Source organism: Lonsdalea britannica (genome assembly GCF_003515985.1).
GTDB lineage: Bacteria > Pseudomonadota > Gammaproteobacteria > Enterobacterales > Enterobacteriaceae > Lonsdalea > Lonsdalea britannica.
The window spans coordinates 1918043-1943860 of the sequence record NZ_CP023009.1; the positions used below are offsets into that span (position 1 = coordinate 1918043).

Genomic DNA, 25818 nt, shown 5'->3' on the forward strand with positions numbered 1-25818 from the left:
GCCGTTGAAAATGGCGATCAGGCGCTAATGCGCTGCGGCCGATATTTCACCAGCAGCCGCTGGATGTCCCGTAAACGGGGCACGGCGATGGTCGTCAATTTTTCGCGAGTGACGCTGCGGTCGAGAGAGATACAGTCTTTCCAGAGTGAACGACCCGCGATTACGCCGGACGCGCCATTGCGCAGCGCAACGTCGACCTGTTGCAGGAACGTTTCGTGGTCGACGCCGGCGGACAAGACGGCCCAAGGAACGTCTCCGCATATCTCTGTGACGGCGGCGCAGGCTTCTTCTGTCCCCGGATAAGGGATTTTCAGCACCTTTGAACCACAGTCGATACAGGCGCGACAGCCTTCCTGGATCAGTTGAGGAATCTTGCGCTGGTACGCTTCCTTGCTTTCATTTTCCAGCGGGTAGGTGAGGAATTCGACGACCAAAAACAGGTCTTCGCGAGCGAAATCGGCGATGACGTGGCGGAGTGTCGCCAGATTGGCGGTGTTGGCCTCCGGCGTGTCCATACGCAGATAGATCATGATTTTTCCGCCGGTCGCTCCCAGTTCGCGGACTTTCCGGGCGGTGATGCCGTCCACCATTTTTGAAATGCGATAGCCTTCCGGTGAGGTGTCCCAGCCGGAGGCGTCGAGGCCGATCAGCAGGCCCGTATTGCGTGGCACGACGCCTTCATCGATGATGCCGGGAACGGCGCAGAGCGGATCGACCAGTACGCAGCCCGCCTCCGAAGCCAGATATTGCGTAATGTCGTATTTGGTTTTGCCCAGCGTCTCATTGGTGATGTTCGCCTGTTCTTCCGGCGTATCGGCTAATAGCGTTCTCATTCCGCCGCGCTGATCGCAGGCGACCACCATCATGGCGCCAGTGTTATCGCAAATCATTTGGTAACCACGACGTTCTGCTGTTGTCATTTTGTTCATGGATTAATTCCTCGTAGGAGATAAGAAGTAGGGTTCAGGATGGTTAAGGCGCTCGTCGACCCAGGAAATGAGACGTTCTGTCTCGATGTCTTCATCCTGATCCACGGTGAATACCGGGCCGAACGCCATGGGCTGCGCCTTTTCGGCTAATGCGGTTAATTCGGGGATATATTCTTCGCCGGGGTGTCCTTTTACGCGGCAGTGACAGCGCTGCGAATAACGCGCCGCCACTCGTGCGGGGGAAATTTGATTCCATATTTCCATGACGGATTCGCAGCCGCACAAAGAAAGGTATTCGGCTAAAACAGATTTATCCCGAAATCCAAACCAGGCATCTAAAATAAATACCGTATTCGATGGCGAACCTTTTACGATATTAAACATCGCCGCATAAGCGGAATAACCCAGTTGGCGATTCAGTGGCCTGTCAATTCTGTCGGCAAATTGCACCATGAAGGGTTCTTTAATTTCATCGATGCTTAAGACTGGTAAATTGAAAAAGTCGGCAATCTGGTTGGCAACATGACTTTTTCCTGATGCCGGTATGCCATTAACCAAAATCAGTGTTTTCATAGTAATCCAAGTATTTCATCGACGGTGGTGGCGTGTCTGATGCGGCTTAATGTGTCCTCGTGATCCAAAAGGCCGACAATAGAGGCGATGCCTTCCGTAATATGAGAGTCTCCATTCACTCCGCCAAACATCACGATAATATCGACCGGTTCGCTGCCGTTAATTGATATGGGCGTCGCGAGCGTCATCATACTGAAACAGTCTCTAATGACGCCGCATTCCGGTCTGGCATGTGGGATGGCGATACCTTCATCAAAAACATAATAGGCACCATATTCCAACGTATTATCGATGACCGCTTTAGGGTATTCCGCGGTGACAAAGCCACCCTTAATTAATGGCTTTGCGGCTTTTTCGATAATCTCCTGCCAGGCGTCAACGTTGACGCCGACCTGAATATAGGGATTTTGAGCAAGAAATAATTTAATCGTCATATGGCCTCATATATTTTTACGGATCGTATTTCTTAACTCATCCATTCTCATGAAAATATCGTCAACCCGATGTCGATATGGCTTATAGGCTGAGAAGATTTTCACCGCCTGGGTATATTTCACCATCAGCTGTTTTTGAATTCCGGTATCCGCGGGGTTGTTCTGTAGTCCGGATTCCAGCCGGGTGATTTCCGCCTGCAAACTTTCCGCTTCTTCGCTGTTTTCATTTACCGGTCTCTCCGGCGTCTTTTCTGACTGAAAGAGATGCTTTAATTTCGCGAACATAGTTCCTCCTCACATCGTGATGGGATAACCCGCGTATTTAACCGCTTACTTGCCCAGTTTTCGGTTCGCCAGCCAGACGATGATGATGACGAAGGCGATGAAGCCGATGACGAACGGCCAGTCATGCTGGAAGGCATGCCCGAGCACCAGGCCGGTACTGATGACGTCTGAATCGCTGAACGTCACGCCTTTGAAGCCGAAGGTTTCAAGCAGCGGCACCAATATCGCCGGTAGAAAGGTAATGAACAGACCGTGAACCACGCCGCCGATAATCGCGCCTTTTCTGCCGCCCATGGCGTTACCGAAGACCCCGGCGGCGCCGCCTGCGAAAAAGTTGGTCAGCAGGCCGGGCAGGATCATGGCGAGCCCGAACAGTGGGAAGACCAGCATCCCAATAATCGACCCGACGGTGGTGGCCAGGAAGCCGACGATGACGGCATTGGGGGCGTAGGGGAATAGCACCGGGCAGTCGAGCGCGGGTTTGGCGTTAGGCACTAACCGCATGGCGATGCCGCGGAAGGCGGGCACCAGCTCATTCAGCAACAGGCGGACGCCGCTGTAGAGGACGAAAACCCCGGCCACGAACTGCATGGACTGCATAAACGAATACATGATGTAGTTGGTTTCGCCCGCGAACTGCGCGATATACGCCGACCCGGCAAAGATGGCCGGAATGAGGTACATCGGCACCATGATGACGGCCATCGACAGGTAGGTGTCTTGCAGGAACTTGAAGTTATCGGGCAATTCCAGATCTTCCGTGGAGCGCGAGTTTTTACCGATCGCCCGCGCCACCGCGGCCTGAACGAGGTAGCCGATAGTGCAGAAGTGCCCGAGCGCGACGTCGTCCGAGTCTGTAATCTTGCGTACGATCGGTTGGGCGATGGCGGGCATCAGCACGGCCATAATGCCGCCGAAAATCCCGCCGGTCAGAATCAACGTTGCGCCCGTCAGCCCCGCTTTGTAGCCAATGACGGTGCCGATCGTCGCCATCCAGAGCAACGCCTGCCCGGTGAGGAAGATATATTTGAATGGCGTGATCCGCGCAATCAGGATGTTGACGGCGAAAATCACCAGCAGCGTGAGCGCGACTTCGGAGCCCAGCTCACGGTTAGCGACGCCGGCAATGGCCGCGACATCCGTGATATAGCCCTGCATACCGAATCCGTGGGTGAAAATATCGTTGAGGAACGTCAGGGCGGCTACAATAATATTGATACCCGCCATCATGATCAGAAACCCCAGCAAGGTTTTAAACGTACCCTCCACGGTTTTACCGATGGATTTTTTTTGCAGAATAAGACCGATCATCGCGATTAACGCAATTAATATCGAAGCCTGGCCTAAAAAATCAGTCACAATAAAATGAATAATAGCGTCCACAGGTCACCTCATTTTTAGATAGATTTCAGATATGCGAGGATTTTTTCTTCAATTTCTTTTTTGTCGGTGAGTTTGTTTAATATGATGACTTTCTTCTTATCCTCTTCGCTGGCATCTGAAGTTAAAATGTCCGCGAACATTTTTTGGGTAAGAATAATGTCGTATTTGTAGGATGATGCTTCCGATACCGTGGTGTGATCGATATTCGCATCAATGGCGAGTTTTTGTAATACGGACTTGGCGCTCATTTCAATAGCGAAACTGGAACCGAGACCGCAGCCACATACGCAGAGTACATTCAGCATAATATTACCTCAGATAAGGTGATTTATTTTAGCGAGCTTGTAGAGATAACTATCTTCGTCCACCAATCGTTTTTTAATGTTTTCAAGATCTATCGGTATGGCTTTATTGTTATTGTTGATGACAACAATTTTATTGGTCAGGCCGCTGTGAATACATCTGACGACCTCTTCTGCGAGAATAGCGCCCTGAATGATCTCCTCTCCCGTCGGCGTGCCATTCCTTAAACCGTATCCCAGAATCGTTTTTCGAATTCGTATTCCTACCTTGTGTTCTATTTTTCCAATCATGGTATCAATCGCCCCCTGAAATCCGGGGGTATACTCTTTGGTATATCCTTCAGAACATAAAATAATGACGCTGTTCTGAATTTTGATTTTTTGCTTTATCGTTTCCGCCAGTACATTAATATCCCAAAGGGACTCTGGAATAAGCGCAATGTCCGCATTACTTTTTAACGCCGCCTGCAATGTCAGTTCGCCGCAGTAGCCGCCGAGCAGTTCGATAATGAATATGCGTCCCGGCAGGCCTCGCCCGGTATTCCGCAATTTGGCGACTTCACTAATGACCTGTTCGCAGGCGGTGGAAAATCCGATGGTGTAACTGTCACCGTCGATATCGTTATCTATCGTCATTCCCACGCCGTAGCAGCAGATGCCGTAGCGGCTCAATGTCTTCAAAAACTGAAAAGAACCATCGCCGCCGCCCATAATCAGACAATCCAGTTTTTTATGGCGAATGTTCTTTGCGATTTTCTCGTAGTCGGATTTCCGGCACTTATCCTCTTTTCGTCCTGACGCCACCAGCGGTACTGACGAGAGGGACAGATCGATCAGATCGCGACGCGCGATGTCTTTGCAGCGATTTTCGATCAGCCCATTAATTCCGCCGTCGTAAATGACCATGTCAGATTCGGTCATCCGGTTGATCTGGAATAGAAAATTATTCATACCGCTGACATCGCCGCCGCTTAGTACCAATCCTATTCTCATGGTTGACCTCGGATGAATATTCCTCAGTGACTGTGGGATCGATAGTAGAGACGGGGGGATTAATTTTTTTGGAGCATGTCACACTTATGCAACATTTCACTCGGGTGGCGAGGCTTGACAGGCTGTTTTAGCCTCTGATTTTGTGATGGATGTCACGCTATTTTGACTCAAGCCTTTTAATGACGACGAGTAATTATTTGTTTTACATATGTTTTGTTTATAGAACGTTTGACGAACAGGCGAGGCGGTTTTGCTCAGAAAATCGGATGCTGCTTTTGTGATTTTCTTCACATTAGTTTGGTGGAAAGCGAGAGGCGAGTTCTGAGGGGAAGGGCTGCGTTGAGGGGAATCAGAAGATCTTACTGATTTTCAGGGGGATAAAAAAAACACCATCGGGTATTGACTGTATGACGCACATAATATGCTTGCTTTTAATACCGCCGAATGAATAATACGTCGAAATTTACACAATCTTACGATTAATGGATGAAATCTTTTCATTAAAGGGATTTTTCTGATGTGTTTTTCTTATTCAAAGTCAATCTCCCCAGTGTTAGCTGCAACGGTGCTTGCCTATGCTTCCTCGGTGATGGCGGCAGGCATCACCGAGGCGCCCATGCAAGGGACCGCCGCTATTGATGCTCGCGAGCAGCTCCGCCAGCAAGAGCGAGAGCGTGCGCTGCGAGAGCAGAACACCCCGCAGGCAGATGTCCGTCTTAGCATGCCTGACGCCGTGTTACCGGGCTACCCGGCACACGAAACTCCCTGTTTTGCCATTAATCACATCGCGTTACAGGGTGAATCTTCCGAACAGTTCCAGTGGGCGTTGGCGTCTGCCGATGACGCCAAAGGCCGTTGTCTTGGTAGTCAGGGGATCATGCTTGCCATCAACAAAGTGCAGAATGCCATTCTTGCTGAAGGTTACGTCACCACCCGAGTGATGGCGCAGGAGCAGGACTTAACCCAAGGGACTCTGACACTGACCCTTCAGCCGGGTCACATCGGCGATATTCGTTTCGGTCAACCGACGTCGTGGCGTGGGCGGTTATGGAATGCCATCCCGGCATCGCGCGGCGATATTCTCAATTTGCGGGATGTCGAGCAAGGACTGGAAAACTTCAAGCGCGTCCCCAGTGCCAGTGCAGATATTCAGATTGTGCCAGGAGAGAAGGAGGGCTCCAGTGATTTGTTGGTCAATTGGCAAGGGAAGCGTCCGATTCGTCTGAGTCTTGGGCTGGATGACAGCGGTTCTGAAAGTACAGGCCGTTATCTGGGAAACGCCACGCTCGCTATCGATGCGCCTTTCGCACAAAACGATTTGTTTTACGCCAATATGGGTAGGGACATGTTTGCTCAGGGGCCGTACGGCAATCGCTCGCATACGCTGAATTACTTCTTCCCGGTGGGCTACTGGGCGTTTTCAGCGAACTATAGCGACTATACCTACCATCAAAATATTCCCAATGCGAATGAAGTGCTGAGCTATAACGGAAAAAGCGACAACGTCGTCGCGACCGTTTCACGATTGCTCTTCCGCAATCAGTCACATAAAACCACGCTCAACCTGCGGACCTACCGCAAACACGCCACAAACGCCGTCAATGGCGTTGAGATTGAACAGCAGCGCCGTCGCACCGCGGGCTGGGAGCTGGGCGTCAATCAGCGCAGTTATTTCGGCGATACCACGGTCGACGCCAATGTCAGCTGGCGTCGTGGGACGGGCGCGTATGGCGCGACGCCTGCGCCTGAAGAGAAAACGCATAGCGGCAGTGCGCGGACAGGATTGCTGCTGGGCGACGTGAGTATCAATCAACCGTTCTCCTTTATCGATCAGCCTCTGCGTTACTACACCAGCGTGCGCGGACAGTGGAGCGCGAACGCCTTAACCCCGCAGGAACGTCTGGCTATCGCCGGGCGTTACACGGTGCGCGGCTTTGATGGCGAGCAGATGCTGTCTGGTGAGCGGGGGATTGTCTGGCGTAACGAATTAGGCTGGAACATCGGTTCTCGGGGACATGAACTCTATCTGGCGCTGGATTATGGGCGCGTGGGCGGTCCCGGCGCTCGCGATCTGGTCGGGCATCAGTTGGCTGGCTCGGCCGTGGGGATCCGCGGCGCCCTTTGGCAGCATATCAGCTATGACCTTTTCGCGGGCGTACCGCTCGTGAAGCCAGACGCTTTCCACACATCAGGCGCGACGGCGGGCTTCAGCATCAACGTTGAAATGTGATCCTCGCTATCAGGTTCGCTGCCATTTTTTTGTTGTTATTCCAGGGATTAACCTTTTTCACGGAAGGAAGTCATGAACAAGCATTGTTACCGTCTTATTTTTAGCCGTACGCACGGCGAGTTACGCGTTGTTTCTGAACTGGCGCGCAGTTGCAGCAGCGAGCCGGGTCAGACCCGCGGTCCGGGCTCCGCGCGTCTGTGGGTGACGGTTCGTCGTGCGGTATGGATGCTGGGGCTGGCGTTGTTCGCCGGTCCGACGCTGGCGGCGGGCATTGTGGCGGATAACGGTGCGGCGGCGGGTCAACGACCTGACGTCATCGCCACGCAGAATGGTCTTCCTCAGGTTAATATCACCGCGCCGAATCAGGCCGGGATTTCCCACAACCAGTACAGCCAGTTCGATGTCGATCAAAAAGGGGCGATTCTCAATAACTCGTCGGCAATGACCTCTACCCAGATGGCGGGGATGATTCAGGGCAACCCCAACCTGAATGGCGGTAGCGCGCCCGCCAAAGTCATCCTGAATGAAGTCAGTAGCACCAATCCCAGCCAGCTTCGCGGCTATATGGAAGTCGCGGGAGGACGCGCTCAGGTCATCGTGGCTAACCCCGCAGGGATCGTCTGCGACGGTTGTGGGACGATCAACGCGGGGCGCATGACCCTGACGACCGGTAAACCCCAACTCAATGCGGATGGCAGCCTGGCCGGTTATCAGGTTGAGCGCGGCGTTGTGCGTATTGAAGGCGGCGGGCTGAATGGCGATTCCCGGCATGATACGGAATATGTCGATGTTCTGGCCCGTGCGTTCGAGGTGAATGCGGGCGTCTGGGCCAAAGAGAAAATCAACGTTGTCGCCGGTCGCAACCGTGTCAGCGCAGACGGTGGAACCGTCGAGCCTTCTGCGGCGTCGGACGAGGCTAAACCCGAGCTGGCTATCGATATGGGCCAGATGGGGGGCATGTACAGCGGCCAGATTCATATGATCGGCACGGAAGCGGGCGTCGGCGTCCGCAATCAGGGCGGTCAACTGCAGGCAGGAAAAACGCTGACCGTCAGCAGTGAAGGCCGATTGGTCTGGCAGCCTGCTCAGCAGGACGCGGTGACGCAGGCGGGAGAGTCCATCAGCCTCACGGCCAACAACGATATTGAGCACGACGGCAAATTACACAGCGGCGGCACGCTGAATGTTCAGAGCCGCGCGGGCTCGATTAAACAGTCCGGTACGCTGGCGGCGGCCGGAGATGTTCAGCTTTCTGCTGCCGGGGGAATTGAAAATACCGGGCACCTGCTGGCAGGGAGTGATGCCAACAGTACGTTGGTCAATGATGCCGATCTCACGCTGACCAGCCAGGGCGACGTGCGCAGCAGCGGTAGCCTGTTGAGTCAGAAAAATGTCGCGTTGACCGGAAAGCGCGTCGATATCAGTCAGGCGCAGCTTGCCGCCAAGCGTGCGACGGTTACCGCACAAAGTGGCGGCGTCGGATTGCAGCAAGCCAAAGTCGACAGCCAGCAGTTCACTATTGATACCTCGGGAGATATTGATGCCCGGCAGGCGCAGGTCAAGGTGGGAACCTGGGCGGTGGACGGCAACAATATGTCCAACCAGCAGGCGGTCTGGGTACAGGCTGATACCGGAGAAAGCCGATTTAAGTTAAACGGAGCACTTGATAATACTGGCGGTAACATTGAGGCGAACAACCTAAGCCTCTTTGCCGGCACGCTCGATAACCAAAGTGGCCGACTGGTGTCATTAGACACTCAGGCACGGGCGTGGGGTGTCGAAGGATTGCTGAATAATAGCGACGGGGTGCTGGGCAGCAATGGCGATCTGACGCTCAATGTCGGGGCGCTGAAGAATCAGGCTGGATCGCTTAAAAGCCAATCGGCGCTGCATATCGACAGCGCGGGCGATGTCGATAACGACCACGGCACGCTGCTGGCGAGCCAGGATCTCAGCCTGTCGGCAGGACATATCGATAACGACGCTGGGGTTCTTGGCGGCGAACAGTTACAGCTCACGGCCCAACGTTTGAATAACAACCTTGGGCGGGTTATCAGTCAGCAGAATCTGCAACTGACCGCGCAGCAGGGGCTCGATAACCAGCAGGGCTTTATTGGGGCCGGGCAGGATCTGAATATTCAGACCGAGGGTGACTGGAACAACGAGGGCGGTACCGCGCAAAGCGAAACGTTGCTGAGTGCGACGGCCAATAACCTGAACAACGGGAGCGGCAAGCTTCTTTCCGGCGATCGTCTATCGTTGGACGCCGCAGGCGCAGTCAACAATCAGGCGGGGGAAATCAGCGCGACGACGCTTAACGTCGACGCGGCGAGTCTGTCGAATGAAAAAGGGTCGGTGATAGGCCAGCGCTCGCTGGCGGTGAATGCGGCGCAGGCGTTGAATAATACGCAGGGACTGCTGTCCTCAGGTGAGAAACTGGTTCTTCATACCGACGGTCTGTTGACCAATCGGGGCGGGGAAGCCAGCGCGGCCGGGCTGGACGTCACGGCCAAACAGCTCGATAACGCGCAGGGCAAGGTTATCGCGGGCCAAAATCTGAATTTGCAGGTACAGGGCGGATTGGATAATAGCGCCGGACTGCTTGAAGCCGCCGATAAGCTTGAAGTTCAGACCGAAGGCGACTGGAACAATCAGGGCGGGATCGCGCAAGGCGGCAGCCGAGTGGTCGCCACGGCCCGCAATCTCGATAACACCGAGGGGCGGCTTCAGTCAGGCGGCGGGTTATCACTGAACACGACGGCCGATGTCACCAACCAGGCGGGGATGTTGACCGCTCAGGGCGACCTCAACTGGCAGGGAGCGTCGACCAGCTTATTGAACAACGACGGCGGCTCACTGCAAAGTAGCGGCGATCTGGCGCTAAACGGCGGACGGGTAACTAACCGTCAGCAGGGCGTGGTGCTGGGGCAGCAAGCGCTTTCCTTCGATTTGTCATCAGACTGGGATAATCAGGGCGGTCAGTTAACCAGTCAGGGATCTACCGTGGCGCGCGCCGCTAATCTGTACAACGCGCAGGGAGCGGTCAACGCGTTGGGCAGTTTGGACATGCAACTGACGGAGACGCTGGATAACGGCAGCGGACGCATTTTCAGTCAATCCTCTCAAACGCTGGCGGCACAAGACATCCTGAACGATCAGGGGTGGATGGGTAGTCAGGGGGAATGGCGCGCCAATGCCGCTCGTTTCGACAATACGCAAGGCAGCGTACAGACGCAGCAGAATGCACAGCTGACGGCAGCGGCGTTGACTAACCATCAGGGGACATTGCAGTCAGCCTCAGACATGGCCTTAAGGGTGGCGGGCGATATCGATAACCGTGCGGGTAAGGTCAGCGCGCAGAATCAGCTGAATGTGCGGGGCAATACGGCGGACGAGAGCACCGGCGCTGTGAATAATGCGGGCGGTCACTGGCTGGCAGGCGAAGGCTTCAGTCTGGCGGCGCAAAAGCTGGATAACACGCAGGGCGGTGTGCTGTATAGCCAGAAGCAGCTTGATCTCAATGTGGGAACACAGCTCGATAATCAGCAAGGCAAGCTGCAAAGCGGTGAAACGCTGACGCTGAATGCGCAATCCCTTCAAAACGATGGCGGCACATTAGACAGTCAGCAACAGCTGGTGCTGAACGCGTCGGGAGAGCTCAGCAATCAGGGCGGAGCACTGCGCAGCAACGGCGATCAGCGCATTACCGCCCAACATCTGAACAACCAGAACGGGGTCGTCAGCAGCCAAGGCGGACTGACGGTCAATGCGCCGCTGTTGGACAACGCGGGCGGAACGCTCATCAGCCAGGGCGCGGGGACATACCGCGTCGATACGCTGAATAACCAGCAGGGTAAAGTCCACAGCGGCAATGCGCTGACGTTGACCGCCAATCAGGTCAATAACTCTGCGGGACAGCTGGTTTCCACGCAAGACTTTACGCTCAACGCCCCACAGCTGAACAATAGCGGACAAGGCACCATCAGCAGTCAGGGCGCGCTGGATATTCAAAGTGACACGGTGAATAACCGCGATGGCGGGCTGATCCTGGGGACAACGCGTACAGGGGTGACCGCGCGTGAAGCGGATAACACGGCCGGTCGCCTGCAAAGCGCCGGGGCGCTGACGCTGATGGGACTCACCCAGTTAGATAACAGTCAGGGGCGGGTTATCGCGAACGGGCCGCTCAGCATTAACGCGATCGGCAACCGTCTGTCGCGCTCGGCGTCGGCGCTGTCGGTATTGAACCCAAGCGGTGTGATGCAGAGCGGGGCATCGATGGTTCTCGATGCCTTGTCACTGAACAATCAGGGCGGTACGTTGCAGAGCCAGCAGGCGTTAAGCCTCAGCGTACAGCAGGACTATACCCAGCGTGCAGGCGACACGTTAAGCAGCAACGGCGCGCTTACGTTCTCCGTTGGTGGCGTTTTAACCAATTTGACGGACTGGCTGCTTCCCGGCGATCTGACCCTCAACAGCACCCACTTTAATAACCAAGGCGCTCTGGTCGGCAAGTCACTGCAGATCATGACCGGGCAATTGACCAACCGTGGACGGATTGAAGCGGACGCGATGACGCTTGATTTCGACACGTTGGATAACCCGAATGCGGTGATGGGCGATAACGTGACCCTGCGCGGCCGCGTCATTGATAACTACGGTTCGGGGGCGGTGCTGGCGGCGACTCAGTCGCTTAATCTACGCGGTAATGAACGTCTGACTAACCGCGATGGCGCGCTGATTTTCAGCGGCGGCAGCTTACAGTTGGGCAGTAACGATCTTATCGAGAACCGGGCCAGCGCGATCGAGGCGGATGGCGATGTGACGATTGATGCTCAGCGGTTAACCAATGAGCGCGTGGGGCTGAGCATTGAGCGCGATGCGGAGTCCAGTAATTACAAATGGCAGCGCTATAACTATTTCTGGCGTTCCTACGACTTAACGGTCAATCCCGACAAGAACACCGTCGCGCCCGTCACACAGTCGCTGTCTTATCAAAATGACGCGGAGGCACAAAGCAACCCTTACGGCACCATTCTGGCGATTGACGCGGCTGGAAAGCGTGCGCAGGTCCGCGTGAAAAACACCTCTGGAACGTTAACGGACATGTGGGTCAATTACCTTGCCCTGCAGCCGAACACGGATGGCAGCTATGCCATGACGTTTTATCAAACCACGGGGTTCTGGCAGCGCGCGGTGCCGACGCCTTACCAAAATACCGTGTGGCGTGAATTCAACCGAGGCCGCCTGGAGCAGTGGGATCCGGAAAAGCACATCGATATTTACAGCGCGCCGAACGTGACGGACTACAACAACCTGCGTGAGCGCACGGTGACCGGCTCGCTCACGCGTGACAGACTGATTGCGGAAGGGACCGGCGCCCGGATTCTGGCGGGCGGCGACATGTCGCTGCGCATCAACGGCACCTTGCTCAATGACGCCAGCGTGATTACTGCAAATGGCAATCTGGGCATTGAAGGGAGTGGGAATGTTGATAACCGGGGATACTCCGTCAACGAACATCGCACCGAGGTCATCGCCGACCACTACGACAGAGACACGCGGCACTGGTATCCCACCACGAACTACGATGCCACCACGGCGCTCACGACGATCGACGGCATCATTTCCGGTCATGGAGAGGTCGCGATCACCGCAGCGAACATCACCAATACCACCGTGAATCAGGCGCAGATCAGCAGCGTGGAAGCAGCGCTAAAAGCGGCCGAGGCGGAAAGGGCCGAGTGGGAACGTAACCCGCTGGCGTTTAGCGTTGAGGGTGTCGACGGGCAGCAGGCTAACGTGGCGCTTGATCCTGGCGGCAAGGCGACCGCCGGTAGTCCGTCTTCATTGGGCCGACCGTTACTTCCTGCCGAGCAGGCGCTAACGGCCATGCAACACGTCGGCAGCGTCGCTACGTCGATTCCGGACAATGGTCTGTTCCGTCAGAATCCGGCGACGGGCAGCCCTTATCTGGTGGTCACCGACGAACGTTTCACTAGCCGCACGCAGTTTATCAGCAGTGATTATCTGCTTTCGCAGGTCGGGTACGACCCTTCAACGATCCACAAGCGTTTGGGCGACGGATTCTATGAGCAGCGCTTGGTGCGCGATCAGGTTCTGAGCCTGACAGGACGTCAGTCCGTTCAGGGTGAAGACGCGATGGCGCAGTACCAAAACCTGATGAACAACGGCGTCAAAGTGGCGGAGGACTTTCATCTGGTCACCGGCGTGGCGCTGACGCCGGAACAGATTGCGTCGCTGCAGCAAGATATTGTCTGGATGGTTGACGAGACGGTGGAGACGGCTGCTGGTCCGCAAACCGTTCTGGTGCCTAAGGTTTACCTCGCTCAATCTACGCTGCGCCTGACGGGCGATGGCGCACTGATTGCCGGTGGAGAGCTACAGCTCTCCGCAGACAGCATCACGAATGCGGGCAATCTGTTTGCCGATAAAGCGCTAAGCATTGATGCCGGGCAATTCCTGCATCAGGGCGGTGATATCAAGGCGGACAGCATTAATGTTCAGGCGGACAGCCTGACCCTGAGCACGAATCTTCAGGACGCCTTGCGTCAGGCCACCATGAGCGCCAGCGACATCAGCCTCAGCGGCAACGATATTCACTTGCAGGGCGCCAAGCTGGATGCGACGAATAACCTTAGTCTGAGCGCCCGCGATAATCTGGATATCAGCGCGGCGAAAAGCAGCTTCAAGTCTGATGGATTGCAGGTCATTTCCGGCGCGATGGGCAATCGAACCAGCGACGGGATGGAAGAAGCCGGTGAGCGCATGGCGACCCTCAGCGGGGAGTGGCAACAGGCTCTGGGCAGCGAGCTGAAAGCCGGGGGAAATCTGGTGCTCAACGCCGGGCAAGACATTACACTGCGCGGCAGCCAAGCCAGCGCGGGAGGCCAGCTGGGCGTGCAAGCCGGCGGCGATATCAATTTGCTGGCGGACAAATCCACCAACACCACGCACCTCGAGGCCAACAGCAGCACGTCGTCAGTGAGCAACAGTCGTGAGGAAGATCGTCTGCTGCTCAGCTCATTGAGCGGCGCCAAGGGCGTCACCTTGGTCGCAGGTCAGGATCTGCTTGCAGAAGGCGCTCAGGTCGACAGTACGGAAGGTCGGGTCCGCGTCGGCGCGGATAACGTGACGATTAAAGAGGCCCATCAGTTAACGAACGCCTTCGATAGCGAAAACAAAAAGGACGGACGGACGCAAAGCCAGCGCACGATTGACAGCGCCAGCGATGTCGTCGTCGGCAGCACCTTGAGTGGTCAGGATGGCGTCACCGCCATTGCGCGCGAGGGCGACCTCTCCGTCACCGGCAGTACGCTGCACAGCGAACTCGGCGAGATTGCGCTACAGGCCAAAAACGATGTGGTGATAAACAGCGCAACCGAAAAAGAGTCTGAACATCTTGAAGAGCGTTCTCAGAAAAAAGGCTTTTTGAACAAGAGCGCCAGCTCCACGGTACAGGATGATAGCTTCACGACGGAGCGAGGCTCGCTACTGAGCGGCAACAGCATCAGCGTGAATGCGGGAAATGATTTGTCCGTCAGCGGCTCGGCGATTGCCGCCGACCAAGATGTTGCACTGCAGGCGGGACATAACGTGGATATCTCTGCCGCCACGGAAACCGAGTCTCATTATCTGCTGGAAGAAAAGACCAAGAGCGGTTTGATGAGCGGCGGCGGCATCGGCTTTACCGTCGGTAAGCAGTCGACCCGCCACGAGGTTGACGAAAAAGGAACGTTACAGAATCAGAGCTTCAGCACGGTGGGCAGTAGTCAGGGGAACGTGAGCATTACCGCGGGCGATAAACTGCATATCGGCGGGGCCGATCTGGTGGCAGGCAAAGACCTCAGTCTGAGCGGCGACAGCGTTGATATCGACTCTGGCCGCGACGACGTCAATCGCGATGAAACGTTCGAATCCAAACAAAGCGGCTTTACGTTAGCGTTATCCGGAACGGTAGGTAGTGCGCTGAACACGGCGGTAAGCACAGCACAGAAATCGAGACAGGAAAGCGATAGTCGACTCAGCGCACTGCAGGGCACGAAAGCGGCATTGAGCGGTGTCCAGGCAGCACAGGCCTGGGATCACGATAATGCGATTACTGAATCTGCCAATGCGCAAAACGCCGCGGCAGGCGTGTCTTCGGACGATCCTAAAGCCGCACAGGGTTCTACCAATACTATCGGCGTGACCTTGTCTTACGGTAGCCAGTCGTCGAAAAGCGAAACGCATAGCGAAAGCAGTCAGGCGCAGGGCAGTACGCTTAACGCAGGTCGTAATCTCTCGATCACGGCGACAGGCAAGAACAACGGTGAGGGGAGTGGCGACATCACCATCGCCGGCAGTCAGTTAAAGGCGGCGGGTGATATGACGCTGGATGCTGCCAGAGATATCAATCTGTTGTCAGCCCAGAACACGGAGAAAACCGTCAGTAAGAACAGTAGTCAGGGCGGCAGTGTCGGCGTAGGCATCGGCGTTGGTTCTGGGGGATATGGCATCACCGTTTCCGCCAGCGTGAATAGCAGCAAAGGTCATGAAAATGGCAACGGACTGTCGCACAACGAAACTACGCTGGATGCGGGTAGCGGTATTAATCTCACCAGCGGACGCGATACAACCCTGAAGGGCGCGCAGGTCAATGGCGAAACGATCACGGCGGATGTCGGCCGTAACCTGACGCTTACGAGCGAGCAGGATAGCAACAGCTATGACGCCAAGCAGCAGAGCGTGAGCGCGGGCGCCAGCTTCACCTTTGGCTCAATGACGGGCTCGGGCAGCATCAACATGTCCAGAGACAAGGTGAACAGCAACTTTGACTCGGTGAAAGAGCAGACTGGGCTGTTTGCCGGGCAGGGGGGTTATAACATTACGGTCGGCAACCATACCCAGCTTGATGGCTCCGTGATAGCGAGCACGGCGGACAAGGACAAGAACCTGCTGGATACGGGGACGCTGGGCTGGAGCGACATCCATAATCAGGCTGAATACGAGTCCGAGCACCAGAGCGCAGGTTTTAGCAGCGGCGGACCGATAGGCGCGAATCTGATGAGTAACATGAGCGCGTTGCCGATAAGCGGAGAAGACAGCAGTGGCCATGCAGAAGGAACGACAAAAGCGGCGGTGAGCGAAGGGGGACTGATCATCCGCCATCAGGCTGGTCAGTCACAGGATGTGTCTCAGCTGAATCACGATGCAGAAAACGCGAATGCGGGTGCCATCGACCCGATTTTCAACAAGGAAAAAGAGCAGAAACGACTTCAGCAGGCGCAGCTGGTGAGCGATATCGGCAATCAGGCGCTGGATATTTACAATACGTATGAATCGACCAAAGCGACGCATTCTGCAACAGACAGCAGTGTGCGAACTGGAGTGAACGCGGTAGTTAGTGCGTTGCAGGCCTTGGCGGGGGGAGATATCAAAGCGGCGCTGGCGAAGGGAGCAGCGCCATATCTGGCGGGGATTGTGAAGGAAATCACCACGGATAATGCGGATTACAGCACGCTGACGGAAACGCAAAAGCTGAACAACCTGATGGCACATGCGATACTGGGAGGCGTGATAGCGGAGCTGAGCGGTGGTAATAGCACTGCGGGGGCCGTCGGTGCGGCGACAGGCGAGTTGGCGGCCCCGGCGATAGCATTAGCGTTGTACGGGACATCGGACAGCAGTGAGTTATCGACACAACAGAAAGACAACCTGAGCGCATTGGCGACGCTGGCCTCGGGGATTGCGGCGGGGGTAAGCAGCGATAGCACCGCGGGTGCAGTGACGGGCGCGCAGGCGGGTAAGAATGCGGTGGAGAATAACTATCTGAGTGTATCTGAGAAATCAGAGCTTGAGATAGCGAAGCAAAAACTCCGTAACAGCAAAGACCCGGCAGAGCGGGAGCAGGCCGAGAAAGATATTGCCCGGTTAACCGAACTGGATATTTCAAGGGACGGCTCTGTGCTTGCGGCATGTGGTAATGGTGCTGCCGGGAGTGCCGCCTGTGCAGCGTCCAGAGTTGAGGCTTATCAGTTTAAAGCTGAGTACGAAAACACCGGCAACTATAACTCCAGAGCCAGCCAGCAGTATGCCGACGCCTACGGCAAGATAGTGAACCTGCTGAATATCACCAGTGTCGATGCGCAGAATCAGCAGCAGGTGAAGGATGCGATGGTGAACTACGCCATGCAGCAGCTAGGCGTGGACAAGGCGACAGCAGAGCAGTATGTCTCGACTTATGACGGGATGAAGATTGTTGCTGCTTCGATGACGCCTGTAATAGGTTCTGCTGCGGCCAGTAAGATAGAGGCTCTGGCTGCTAAACAACGGTTGTCTAATAGTTTTGAGGTTAGCTCACTTCCAGATGCTAATGGGAAAAATCACATCACTGCTGTAAAAGGTGATGCGAAAATACCTGTCGATAAGATTGAACTATATATGCGTGGAAAAGCTTCTGGTGACCTTGAGTCTTTGCAAAAAGAATATAATTCTTTAAAAGATGTAAAAATTAGCAGCCAAAAAGAATTTGCAAAAGACCCAAATAATGCGAAAAAGATGGAAACGCTAGAAAAACAAATCCATAATATTGAGCGCTCTCAAGATATGGCTCGTGTATTAGATCAAGCAGGTATAGTGAATACTGTTAGTAATAACAGCATGATAATGGATAAGTTATTGGACTCTGCGCAGGGTGCTACGTCTGCAAATAGACAAACATCTGTTGTTGTATCAGGATCTAACGGTAACGTAAGGGTTTATGCTACATGGACAATATTACCTGATGGCACGAAAAGACTTTCAACTGTTAATACGGGAGCATTCAAATGATAAAGGTGAATAGTACCGAAAAAAATATTGAAGGTTTGGAAAACTACTTGACTAATGGCTATGTAGAGCCTGATTCCTTTAATGATCCAGAGGATGATGCATTAGAGTGTCTCAGTGATTTATTCGTTAAAGACCAGGAGTGTTGTCTGTTTTTTTGTAAAAAAATAATTAATTCAAATAATATTGATGGTGTTTTTATCAAAGGTTCGGCACTAAATTTTTTATTGTTGTCAGAGCAGTGGTCTTACGCCTTTGAGTATTTAAAAGGTAATGCATACAATATAACTATTGCAGAGCTTGGAAAAGCGATGTTCTATTTTTACTGTGCAAAAAATGAGACAGATCCTTATCCCGTACCAGAAGGTTTATTCAAAAAGCTAATGGACAGATATGAGGAATTAAAAGATGATCCCAATGCGAAATTCTATCATCTTCATGAAGCGTACAATGATTTTTCAAAAGCTTACTCGCTGAGTAATTAGAAAAATCCCGCCCTTGTTGGCGGGATTTTACTTTATACGTCAGCTTGTTATCTTTTATCATCCAGTCGGATAATCAACTGTCCGGGTCCGGTGATCACCTCGATCTTCTGGCCGGTGGTAAATCCCAGCGGCTCCAGCCAGCGTCCCTTGAGGGTCAGTTGCGGCAGCGGGTTGGGTCTGCCGCCGTTGGGACAATAGCCAACAATGCTTTTGTGGGCTTGGGGGGGAGGGTTCTGACTGATGATGTGCATCAGCCATAGTAACTATACTCTTTAGTTGCCTGTGGTGAGCGTCGGCAGTGAGGTGAGAACTCATTGCTGGCGCGTTAAAAATCATGTCCTTTTATTAACCGTTCGTTCCTGCCTTTTTTGCCAGAGTCATCACGGCGCCGAGCATCTCTGATACCGGCTTTTTCTTGCAGCTAGGTAACTGGCTAATAACCCGAATCGGCCGTTCCAGTGGCGGTTAAGGTGAAGGAAATCTCCACGGATAACACGGATTACAGCACGCTGACGGAAACGCAGAAGCTGAACAACCTGATGGCACATGCGATACTGGGAGGCGTGATAGCGGAGCTGAGCGGTGGCAATGGCACTGCGGGAACCATAGGCGCGGCGACAGGCGAGTTGGCGGCTCCTGCGATAGCTTTGGTATTGTACGGCACATCGGACAGTAAAGAGCTGACGTCGCAACAGAAAGACAACCTGAGCGCATTGGCGACGCTGGCGTCAGGGATTGCGGCGGGGGTGAGTAGCGACAGCACAGCGGGTGCAGTGACGGGTGGCAGGCCGGTAGACCCTTTTATCATCGCCGTCGGGAGCGATTTTATGAGCGCGCCCTGCAAGGTCGGGCGCTTCAATTAGGGTCATCCTCCTGCAAAAATCACGGCGATACCGAATGCATTTTCGACATATCACTAGATTTCGATAGCTGTTTCGACTCGCGCCTCTTTCGCTATTGTTTGTGGTTGGCCTTCCCCTTTTTTCCACGAGTTTTTGACGTGGAATCGCTTAGCAGTGCGGACAAATTTTCAGCCGTTTCGGCGACATGTTCCGTCAGCAGTTCGAAGTGGCTTCCCGGCGTGATGACGCTTTTCAGCAGATTGGGCCATTCATTTGCCCACAATGCGGGCTGTGCAGACGCAGGGTAATTCGCGGCCTGGAGCATCAATGTCGGCGTTTTCAAATGAGCGGGAGTCCACTGAAGGCCGAAGAGTTCGAGATACCAAGACATCGCCATCATCGCATTGTCCTCGCCTGTCCAGAATTCCCCTTTTGCAGCGAACCAGGTTTCCAGCACATCTCCCATCGCGTCCTCACTCATGGCCGAAGGCGGGAAGCTGTCGATTAACACGACGGATGTGGCCTGCCGACCTCTCGCTTCCAGCTGATGTGCTACGGCGTGGGCGACGAGCCCGCCTGTTGAGAAGCCGACCAGAGTAAAGTCGCGACCTTCCGCGCCTCGTTCCACCGCCGTGGCGAGCGCCGCCGCCGCCGCATAGTCGGTTGCCGGTAGGGGAAATGCATCATATCCGGGTAAGGGGATAGTCAATAGGCTGTACCGATCGCACAACGCTGAGTTCAAGCGCTGGTAGGTTAAGTTAGCGGCGGCCGGGATGAATGAGTTCAGGCAAATCAGCAGCGGTTTTTCTCGATCTCGACTCAGCCATACCCCCTCAGGGGCATACTGGTCATGCTGCAAATGCGAGAAATGCTCACGAAGGCGCGCAGCGCCTGCCAGCACACTCAGCCCATCATTCGTCATGCCTTGCTCTACGGCTTTTCGCAGAAGCTCAAAGAGGCCTCCTTTGTTTTTCTGCTGCTCAATTTGTGGTTCTTCTGAAGATTCTTGCGTTTTCTTGAACGCCAAGTTGAGTAAGAATTGGGCCAATGCGTGTGGTGTTGGATGCTCAAAAATTGCTGTGGCTGGGAGACGAACCCCAAGCGACAGTGAGAGGCGACTGCCCATTTCCACCGAAGTAAGAGAGTCAAATCCGAGTGAGATAAATTCCTCGTCGCGTCTTATGGATTTCGGGTCGGGATGGTTCAGGACTTCGCCCGCGTATTGAATAATCACGTTAAGCATATAAGACAGTCTTTCTGCCTCAGGCATGTCAGCGAGTTGCAGTGAGAGAGCCGGGGAGCTCTGGGATGTTGATCGACGCGGTAGCACCTCCGTGAGAAGTGAGGGGGAGTTTTGATCGCGTAGTGCTTCCAGATTCAAACGCGCCGGTATCAGTAACGGTGCGTGTTCGATGACGTCCGTGCCGACAACGGTGTCAAGGAATGCCAATCCTTGCGTGCGTGAGAGCGGATTTTGACCGGTGTCGATAATACGTTGGATATCGTCGTTGCCAAGTTGTTCCCCCATCTCCGAGCGTTCAGCCCACATTCCCCAGGCCATTGCTGATGCAGGCAAGCCGAGATGGCGTCGGTAATGCGCGAGGGCGTCCAGAAAAGCGTTGGCGGCGGCGTAGTTACCCTGTGCCTTTTGCGGAAGAATACTGACCGCGGAAGAGTAGAGTACGAATGCCGAAAGATCGTTATTCAGGGTGAGTTGGTGCAGGTTCCAGGCAGAAACGGCTTTTGATTGTAGAACACTGTCGACTTGCTCTGCCGTCATGTTGTCTAGCGTTGCGGTATCCACGGTACCGGCCGTGTGAATAATCGCCGTCAGCGGGTGCGTTTCGGGTATAGCGTTTAGCAATGATTCCACCGCCTTCGGGTCGGCCACATCGCAAGCGATGAGCGTAACCTGCGCGCCAAGCTCGGTAAGTTCTTCAAGCAATGCATCGGTTCCCGGCGCTTCTGCCCCACGCCGGTTCGCCAGCAGTAGATGGCGAACGCCGTGGCGCTCCACTAAATGTCTGGCGGCAGTCTTGCCAAGTGCGCCTGTGCCGCCCGTAATCAACACAGTGCCGTCCGGATTAAGGTTGCGGCAGACGCTTTCCTGCGGGTCAGTGTGATTATGAGCGGAAAGATCGCCGTCGGCAGCCGCTTTTCTCAAGCGTGGAGCGCGTATTTCTCCGGCGCGTAACGCGAGTTGCAGCGTATGGGGAAGCGCATCAATAGCCGTACTTATCAATGACCATGGCGTGCTTTCAATATCGTCAATATCGAGCAGGAAGAAGCGGCCAGGATACTCAAGCTGCGCTGTGCGGACTAAGCCCCAGATCGGAGATTGCGCGAGATGGGGGACGCCCTCATCTTCGCGGGTTGCTACCGCGCCTTGCGTCACCACAACCAGAGGCGTGTTGGTGGTTCGAGTGTCTTTCAACCATGCTTGCAGGGCGCTGAGCACATGGTGTGTCGGATTGTGATCGATAAAGGTATCGCCGTTGTCAGCTTTTGGTGCGATCAATATCGCCACATATTCCGGCTCGGGAACGAAGGACTCCAATGCATGATGAATATCCGCGTAGACAGCATGGGGAGATTTTTCCTTCGTGATATCGGATAAACAGGGCAGTCGTGTCTCCTGCTGAGTAATCCACAGAGGCTTGACCGAAGTCGTAGGAGACGCCATGGGTTCAACCTCACGCCAGAGCAGACGATAAAAAGGAGGTCGTTGTGGTGAGCGGTTCTGCTGTGCACTTGACGATTTCAATATCATTGAGTCAACGACGGCGACAGCACGCCCGGTATCATCGGCGAGTCGTAATGAATACTCACGGTAGCCCAAAGCGCTTGATGTGGAGGGTTTACGAACCAAGTGTCCCCTCAGATGTTGTACTTTCTTGGCGTAAGGCCGTATCCCGCTCAGGAAGAAAAGTAAACGGGGCTGATGGTTATCCGTCTCAACGTCTAGCTTTTCGATTAATGCCGCCTGCAGGCCCGCGTCTAATATGGTGGGATGCAGGATGAAATCCTCTCCCTGTTCGCCCTGGATCGGGGGCAGCGTCGCTTCGACATAGAGGTTGTCGTTATATTCCCAGACGTGGGTCAGCTGTTGAAAAGAGTCACCGAGCACGACGCCTTTTTCAGCAAGTTGTTCATACAAAGGGCTGAAATCAACCGGTTCGGCATTTGCTGGCGGCCAGTTTGGCGAATGTAAATCCGGCCATTCAGGCGTCGCTGTGTTATCTGGCACGAGGTGGCACGTCGCATAGCGTTGCCACGCAGGCGTCAGGTCTGAGGGTTGTGTGGGATCGGGAATATAGAAATAGGCCTCGGCCTGGCGTCCCCCACTTGCATCCTGTTCGCCGATTTGCAATTGGATGTGAGCGGGGGCTTGTCTCTCCAGCGGTAAAATCGTGTGCAGAGAGAGATCGTCCATGCGCTGGCAGCCGATCCGTTCCCCGATGAACAACATCAATTCGGCCGTCACAGTACCGGCGACGGCGGCGACATCGCCAACAACGTGTTCCAATAACCACGGCTGCTTCGCCGCATCCAGCTGACCGGTGAAAATCCAGCCTTGTTGATTAGCGAGACTGATACCCGCATGCAGGAACGGATGGTTAACCGTGAAGAGCCCACCGTCGAATGTCGCCTGTCCCTGTGGGGCTTGCAACCAATACCGGCGCTGCTGAAATGGATAAGTGGGCAGCGTGACGGGCGGAGCCGGGGGAAGTAATTTCGTCCAGTCCAGCGGTTGTCCCTGCGCGTACAACTGCGCCAATGCGGCGAAAAAGGGACGCGATTCTTCCCGATCCTTGCGCAAGGAAGCGACCCATACCACGGCGGAGAGCTGATCGGATGCTGTTGTTGCGGCAGAGGAACGCCCTAATGCCGTCAGTACGCCGTCGGGGCCGACTTCCAGCGAGACAACGGTATTGTGTGTCTGTAGCCATTGGATGGCGGCGTCGAAGCGCACCGCACGACGCGCCTGATTCGCCCAATATTCAGCGGAGCAGGCTTGTTCATTGGAAAGCTGCGTGCCGGTCACCGTGGAGACGATCGAAATAGCGGGCGCATGAAGTGTCAGTGTTGAAAGCATGCCGTGTAAATCATCGATGATGCTATCGATGTGGGGGGAATGAAATGCGTGGCTGGTTTTCAATCGGTGTGTGCGATAACCGCGATCGTGCCACTCTTCGGCGATGTTCAACACACTATTTGTGTCGCCCGATATCACGACAGAGGATGGTGTATTCACTGCGGCAACCGCGACGTGGTCTTCATGTCCCTCAAGCGACGTGGCGATGTCTGTTTCGCTGACTTCGATCGCCACCATGGTGCCGTCGGCGGCGATAGACTGCATCAGTCTCCCCCGAGTGGCGACAAAGGTCGCGGCATCAGCCAGATTGAATACGCCGGCGATATGGGCGGCGGCGATCTCGCCGATGGAGTGACCGACCATCACATCCGGAAGTACGCCAAGATGCATGACGGTCCGGCATAAGGCGACCTCGAAAGCGAAAAGAGCCGCCTGGGTAAAATCAGTTCGATGCAACAGCGCCGCGTCCGGGGTGTCCTTTTCTGCGAACATGACGGTTTTCAGCGGTTGGGGCAGCAAAGGGTCGATGTGATGACAGACTTCATCGAGCGTTCGGGCGAAGACGGGCGACAGGCGATACAATCCTTGCCCCATCGTTGGCCACTGGGCGCCTTGTCCAGTAAAGAGAAACGCGACGTTGCCCGACCGGGAGCGGATACCTTGAGCGATGCCGGGAGCGTAACGATTTTCGGCGAGCCCCTGGAGAGCGTCGAGGATGCCGTCGCAATTGTCGGCGGTTACCACGGCGCGGTAGTCAAAGTGAGTCCGGTGGGTGGCTAACGAGTAGGCGACAGCGCTAAGATCGGGGGCTTCCTCCCGGATAATCCACGACCGAAGTTGCCTGGCCTGTGCGCATAATCCTTCAGGTGAGGCCGCTGACAGCGGCAGCGAAATGCCCGGAACGGGAAACGTATTTTCAGTGTCTGCGGGCTCTGCTGAAAACGAAATAGGGGGCGCTTCTTCGAGAATAAGGTGCGCATTGGTGCCGGAAAATCCAAATGCCGAAATCGCTGCGCGTTTTGGTCGTTCGTTATCAGGCCAAGGGCGGGCGCTATTCAGCAACTTTATGTTGCCGCGCGACCAGTCGATTTTGGAGGACGGTGTCTCAGCATGCAGCGTTTTGGGGAGTTGCTTATTTTGGAGAGCCAAGACCATTTTTATGACACTGGCGACGCCAGCGGCGAGTTGCACGTGACCAATGTTGGATTTTAAAGATCCCAGCCACAGCGGTTGATCGTCGGTTCGATGTTTACCGTAAGTATTGAGCAGCGCGTGGGCTTCAATGGGATCGCCGAGCGAAGTCCCCGTGCCGTGAGCTTCGATGACATCAATCTCGGAGACGGTCAGCTCCGCATTATTCAGCGCTTGGCGAATGACCTGTTCCTGCGCGGAACTGCTGGGGGCGGTTAGCCCGTTGCTAGCGCCATCCTGGTTGAGCGCGCTCCCTCGAATCACGGCCAGAACGGTATGATTTGATTTCACCGCATCAGAAAGCCTTTCCAGCAAAATGAGGCCGGCCCCTTCGGAAAAGCCGGTTCCATCCGCTGCGTCGGAGAAGGCTTTACACCTTCCGTCTGCGGCGAGTCCGCCCTGACGCGTGAATTCGGCAAAAACATCCGGCGAAGCCATAATCGTCGCGCCGCCGGCGATGGCAAGTGAACACTCCCTGTTTCTTAGGGAATTAATGGCTTGATGAATGGCTGTAAGAGAGGCGGAACAGGCCGTATCCAATGTGATCGCCGGACCGTTTAATCCCAGTACGTAAGCAATACGACCTGAACTGATGCTGCTCAGGCTGCCCTGTAAACGATAGCCGTCGGCGGCTGGGTTGCGTCGTTCAATATCACTGACATAGCCATTATGTGTTGTGCCGATGAAAACGCCGGTCTGGCTGTTTTTCAGTGTGGCGGGAACGATGCCAGCGCGTTCCAGAATTTCCCAACTGATTTCGAGTAATACTCGCTGCTGAGGATCCATCGCCAGAGCCTCACGGTCAGATATCTTAAAGAAACTTGCGTCAAAACCGCCCGCGTCAGTCAGAAATCCCCCCTTCCAGTTCTTCGCAATGTCCTTGAGGTTGGGCGTCTGCGCAAACAGCGCATCAATATCCCATCCCCGATCGGTGGGGAAAGGGCCAATGGTTTCCTTGCCATCGGATAATTGTTGCCATAGCTGTTCAGGCGAGTGGATGCCGCCGGGAAGACGGCAGCCCATAGCAATAATGGCGATCGGCTCATGCGCAACCTGGGTTAAATACTGATTTTGCTGTTTCAACTGTTTGTTGAGCAATAGACTTTGGCGTAACGCTTCAACAAGACGTGGCTCTGTAGCGTCTTCACCGTTTGCTGTTGGGGCAGTATTTTTCGTAATGCTGTTGTCAGATCGGTACATCATGACATTTCTTCCTTGGTTGACATGGCGTTAGACAATTCAGAC

Annotated in this window: 12 protein-coding genes and 1 pseudogene; 4 read left to right on the forward strand and 9 right to left on the reverse strand. The window is 54.7% G+C overall.

Annotated elements, in window-relative coordinates; genetic code table 11:
* Positions 1 to 17 precede the first annotated feature (17 nt).
* From CKQ53_RS08885 to CKQ53_RS08915, 7 genes are read right to left on the reverse strand one after another with little or no spacing between them, the layout of a single operon-like run.
* The gene (locus CKQ53_RS08885) at positions 18 to 929 is read right to left on the reverse strand and encodes a tagatose-bisphosphate aldolase (protein WP_085653612.1); all 912 of its coding nucleotides are present in this window, start codon (positions 927 to 929) and stop codon (positions 18 to 20) included.
* A gap of 3 nt (positions 930 to 932) precedes the next feature.
* On the reverse strand, positions 933 to 1502 hold the full coding sequence (locus tag CKQ53_RS08890) for a P-loop nucleotide/nucleoside kinase family protein (RefSeq protein WP_094117790.1): 570 nt from the start codon (positions 1500 to 1502) through the stop codon (positions 933 to 935).
* Complete coding sequence (locus tag CKQ53_RS08895; RefSeq protein WP_118894904.1) at positions 1499 to 1936, reverse strand: PTS sugar transporter subunit IIA; 438 nt, start codon at positions 1934 to 1936, stop codon at positions 1499 to 1501. Before CKQ53_RS08895 ends, CKQ53_RS08890 begins: the two co-directional genes overlap by 4 nt.
* A 6-nt stretch (positions 1937 to 1942) precedes the next feature.
* Positions 1943 to 2221, reverse strand: a complete 279-nt coding sequence (locus CKQ53_RS08900) for a hypothetical protein (RefSeq protein ID WP_085653615.1) — start codon at positions 2219 to 2221, stop codon at positions 1943 to 1945.
* A gap of 45 nt (positions 2222 to 2266) precedes the next feature.
* Positions 2267 to 3604 carry a PTS sugar transporter subunit IIC gene (locus CKQ53_RS08905; protein WP_094117789.1) on the reverse strand — a complete coding sequence of 446 codons (1338 nt, stop codon included), beginning with the start codon at positions 3602 to 3604 and terminating at the stop codon, positions 2267 to 2269.
* A 14-nt stretch (positions 3605 to 3618) separates the two neighbouring features.
* Entirely contained in the window at positions 3619 to 3909 is a 291-nt protein-coding gene (locus CKQ53_RS08910) for a PTS sugar transporter subunit IIB (RefSeq protein WP_026738698.1), read from the reverse strand.
* A gap of 9 nt (positions 3910 to 3918) precedes the next feature.
* Entirely contained in the window at positions 3919 to 4899 is a 981-nt protein-coding gene (locus tag CKQ53_RS08915) for a 6-phosphofructokinase (RefSeq protein ID WP_085653617.1), read from the reverse strand.
* Between the two features lie 589 nt (positions 4900 to 5488).
* Here CKQ53_RS08915 and CKQ53_RS08920 point away from each other — a divergent pair.
* The 3 genes from CKQ53_RS08920 (at position 5489) to CKQ53_RS08930 (ending at position 18444) form a co-directional block, all read left to right on the forward strand.
* The gene (locus tag CKQ53_RS08920) at positions 5489 to 7129 is read left to right on the forward strand and encodes a ShlB/FhaC/HecB family hemolysin secretion/activation protein (RefSeq protein WP_244201043.1); all 1641 of its coding nucleotides are present in this window, start codon (positions 5489 to 5491) and stop codon (positions 7127 to 7129) included.
* Between the two features lie 72 nt (positions 7130 to 7201).
* A complete protein-coding gene (locus tag CKQ53_RS08925) occupies positions 7202 to 17962 on the forward strand; it encodes a hemagglutinin repeat-containing protein (protein ID WP_118894906.1) in 10761 nt (3586 codons plus the stop codon).
* Positions 17959 to 18444 (forward strand): hypothetical protein, encoded by a 486-nt coding sequence (locus CKQ53_RS08930; RefSeq protein WP_094117786.1) that lies wholly within the window; start codon positions 17959 to 17961, stop codon positions 18442 to 18444. Before CKQ53_RS08925 ends, CKQ53_RS08930 begins: the two co-directional genes overlap by 4 nt.
* A 47-nt stretch (positions 18445 to 18491) precedes the next feature.
* On the opposite strand, the pseudogene CKQ53_RS08935 reads toward CKQ53_RS08930, so the two are convergent.
* Positions 18492 to 18702, reverse strand: a pseudogene (locus CKQ53_RS08935) (SymE family type I addiction module toxin).
* Positions 18703 to 18914: 212 nt separating this feature from the next.
* On the opposite strand from CKQ53_RS08935, the gene CKQ53_RS08940 reads away from it, so the two are divergent.
* Complete coding sequence (locus tag CKQ53_RS08940; RefSeq protein ID WP_244201025.1) at positions 18915 to 19307, forward strand: VENN motif pre-toxin domain-containing protein; 393 nt, start codon at positions 18915 to 18917, stop codon at positions 19305 to 19307.
* Positions 19308 to 19398: 91 nt separating this feature from the next.
* On the opposite strand, the gene CKQ53_RS08945 is transcribed toward CKQ53_RS08940, so the two are convergent.
* Positions 19399 to 25776, reverse strand: a complete 6378-nt coding sequence (locus CKQ53_RS08945) for a type I polyketide synthase (protein ID WP_118894908.1) — start codon at positions 25774 to 25776, stop codon at positions 19399 to 19401.
* Positions 25777 to 25818 lie beyond the last annotated feature (42 nt).

Bases quoted from the DNA above. Each gene is read 5' to 3' on its own strand.
- CKQ53_RS08925 (WP_118894906.1), top strand. From the start codon at position 7,202: ATGAACAAGCATTGTTACCGTCTTATTTTTAGCCGTACGCACGGCGAG.
- CKQ53_RS08890 (WP_094117790.1), bottom strand. From the start codon at position 1,502: ATGAAAACACTGATTTTGGTTAATGGCATACCGGCATCAGGAAAAAGT.
- CKQ53_RS08885 (WP_085653612.1), bottom strand. From the start codon at position 929: ATGAACAAAATGACAACAGCAGAACGTCGTGGTTACCAAATGATTTGC.
- CKQ53_RS08900 (WP_085653615.1), bottom strand. From the start codon at position 2,221: ATGTTCGCGAAATTAAAGCATCTCTTTCAGTCAGAAAAGACGCCGGAG.
- CKQ53_RS08920 (WP_244201043.1), top strand. From the start codon at position 5,489: ATGGCGGCAGGCATCACCGAGGCGCCCATGCAAGGGACCGCCGCTATT.
- CKQ53_RS08910 (WP_026738698.1), bottom strand. From the start codon at position 3,909: ATGCTGAATGTACTCTGCGTATGTGGCTGCGGTCTCGGTTCCAGTTTC.
- CKQ53_RS08945 (WP_118894908.1), bottom strand. From the start codon at position 25,776: ATGATGTACCGATCTGACAACAGCATTACGAAAAATACTGCCCCAACA.
- CKQ53_RS08930 (WP_094117786.1), top strand. From the start codon at position 17,959: ATGATAAAGGTGAATAGTACCGAAAAAAATATTGAAGGTTTGGAAAAC.
- CKQ53_RS08915 (WP_085653617.1), bottom strand. From the start codon at position 4,899: ATGAGAATAGGATTGGTACTAAGCGGCGGCGATGTCAGCGGTATGAAT.
- CKQ53_RS08895 (WP_118894904.1), bottom strand. From the start codon at position 1,936: ATGACGATTAAATTATTTCTTGCTCAAAATCCCTATATTCAGGTCGGC.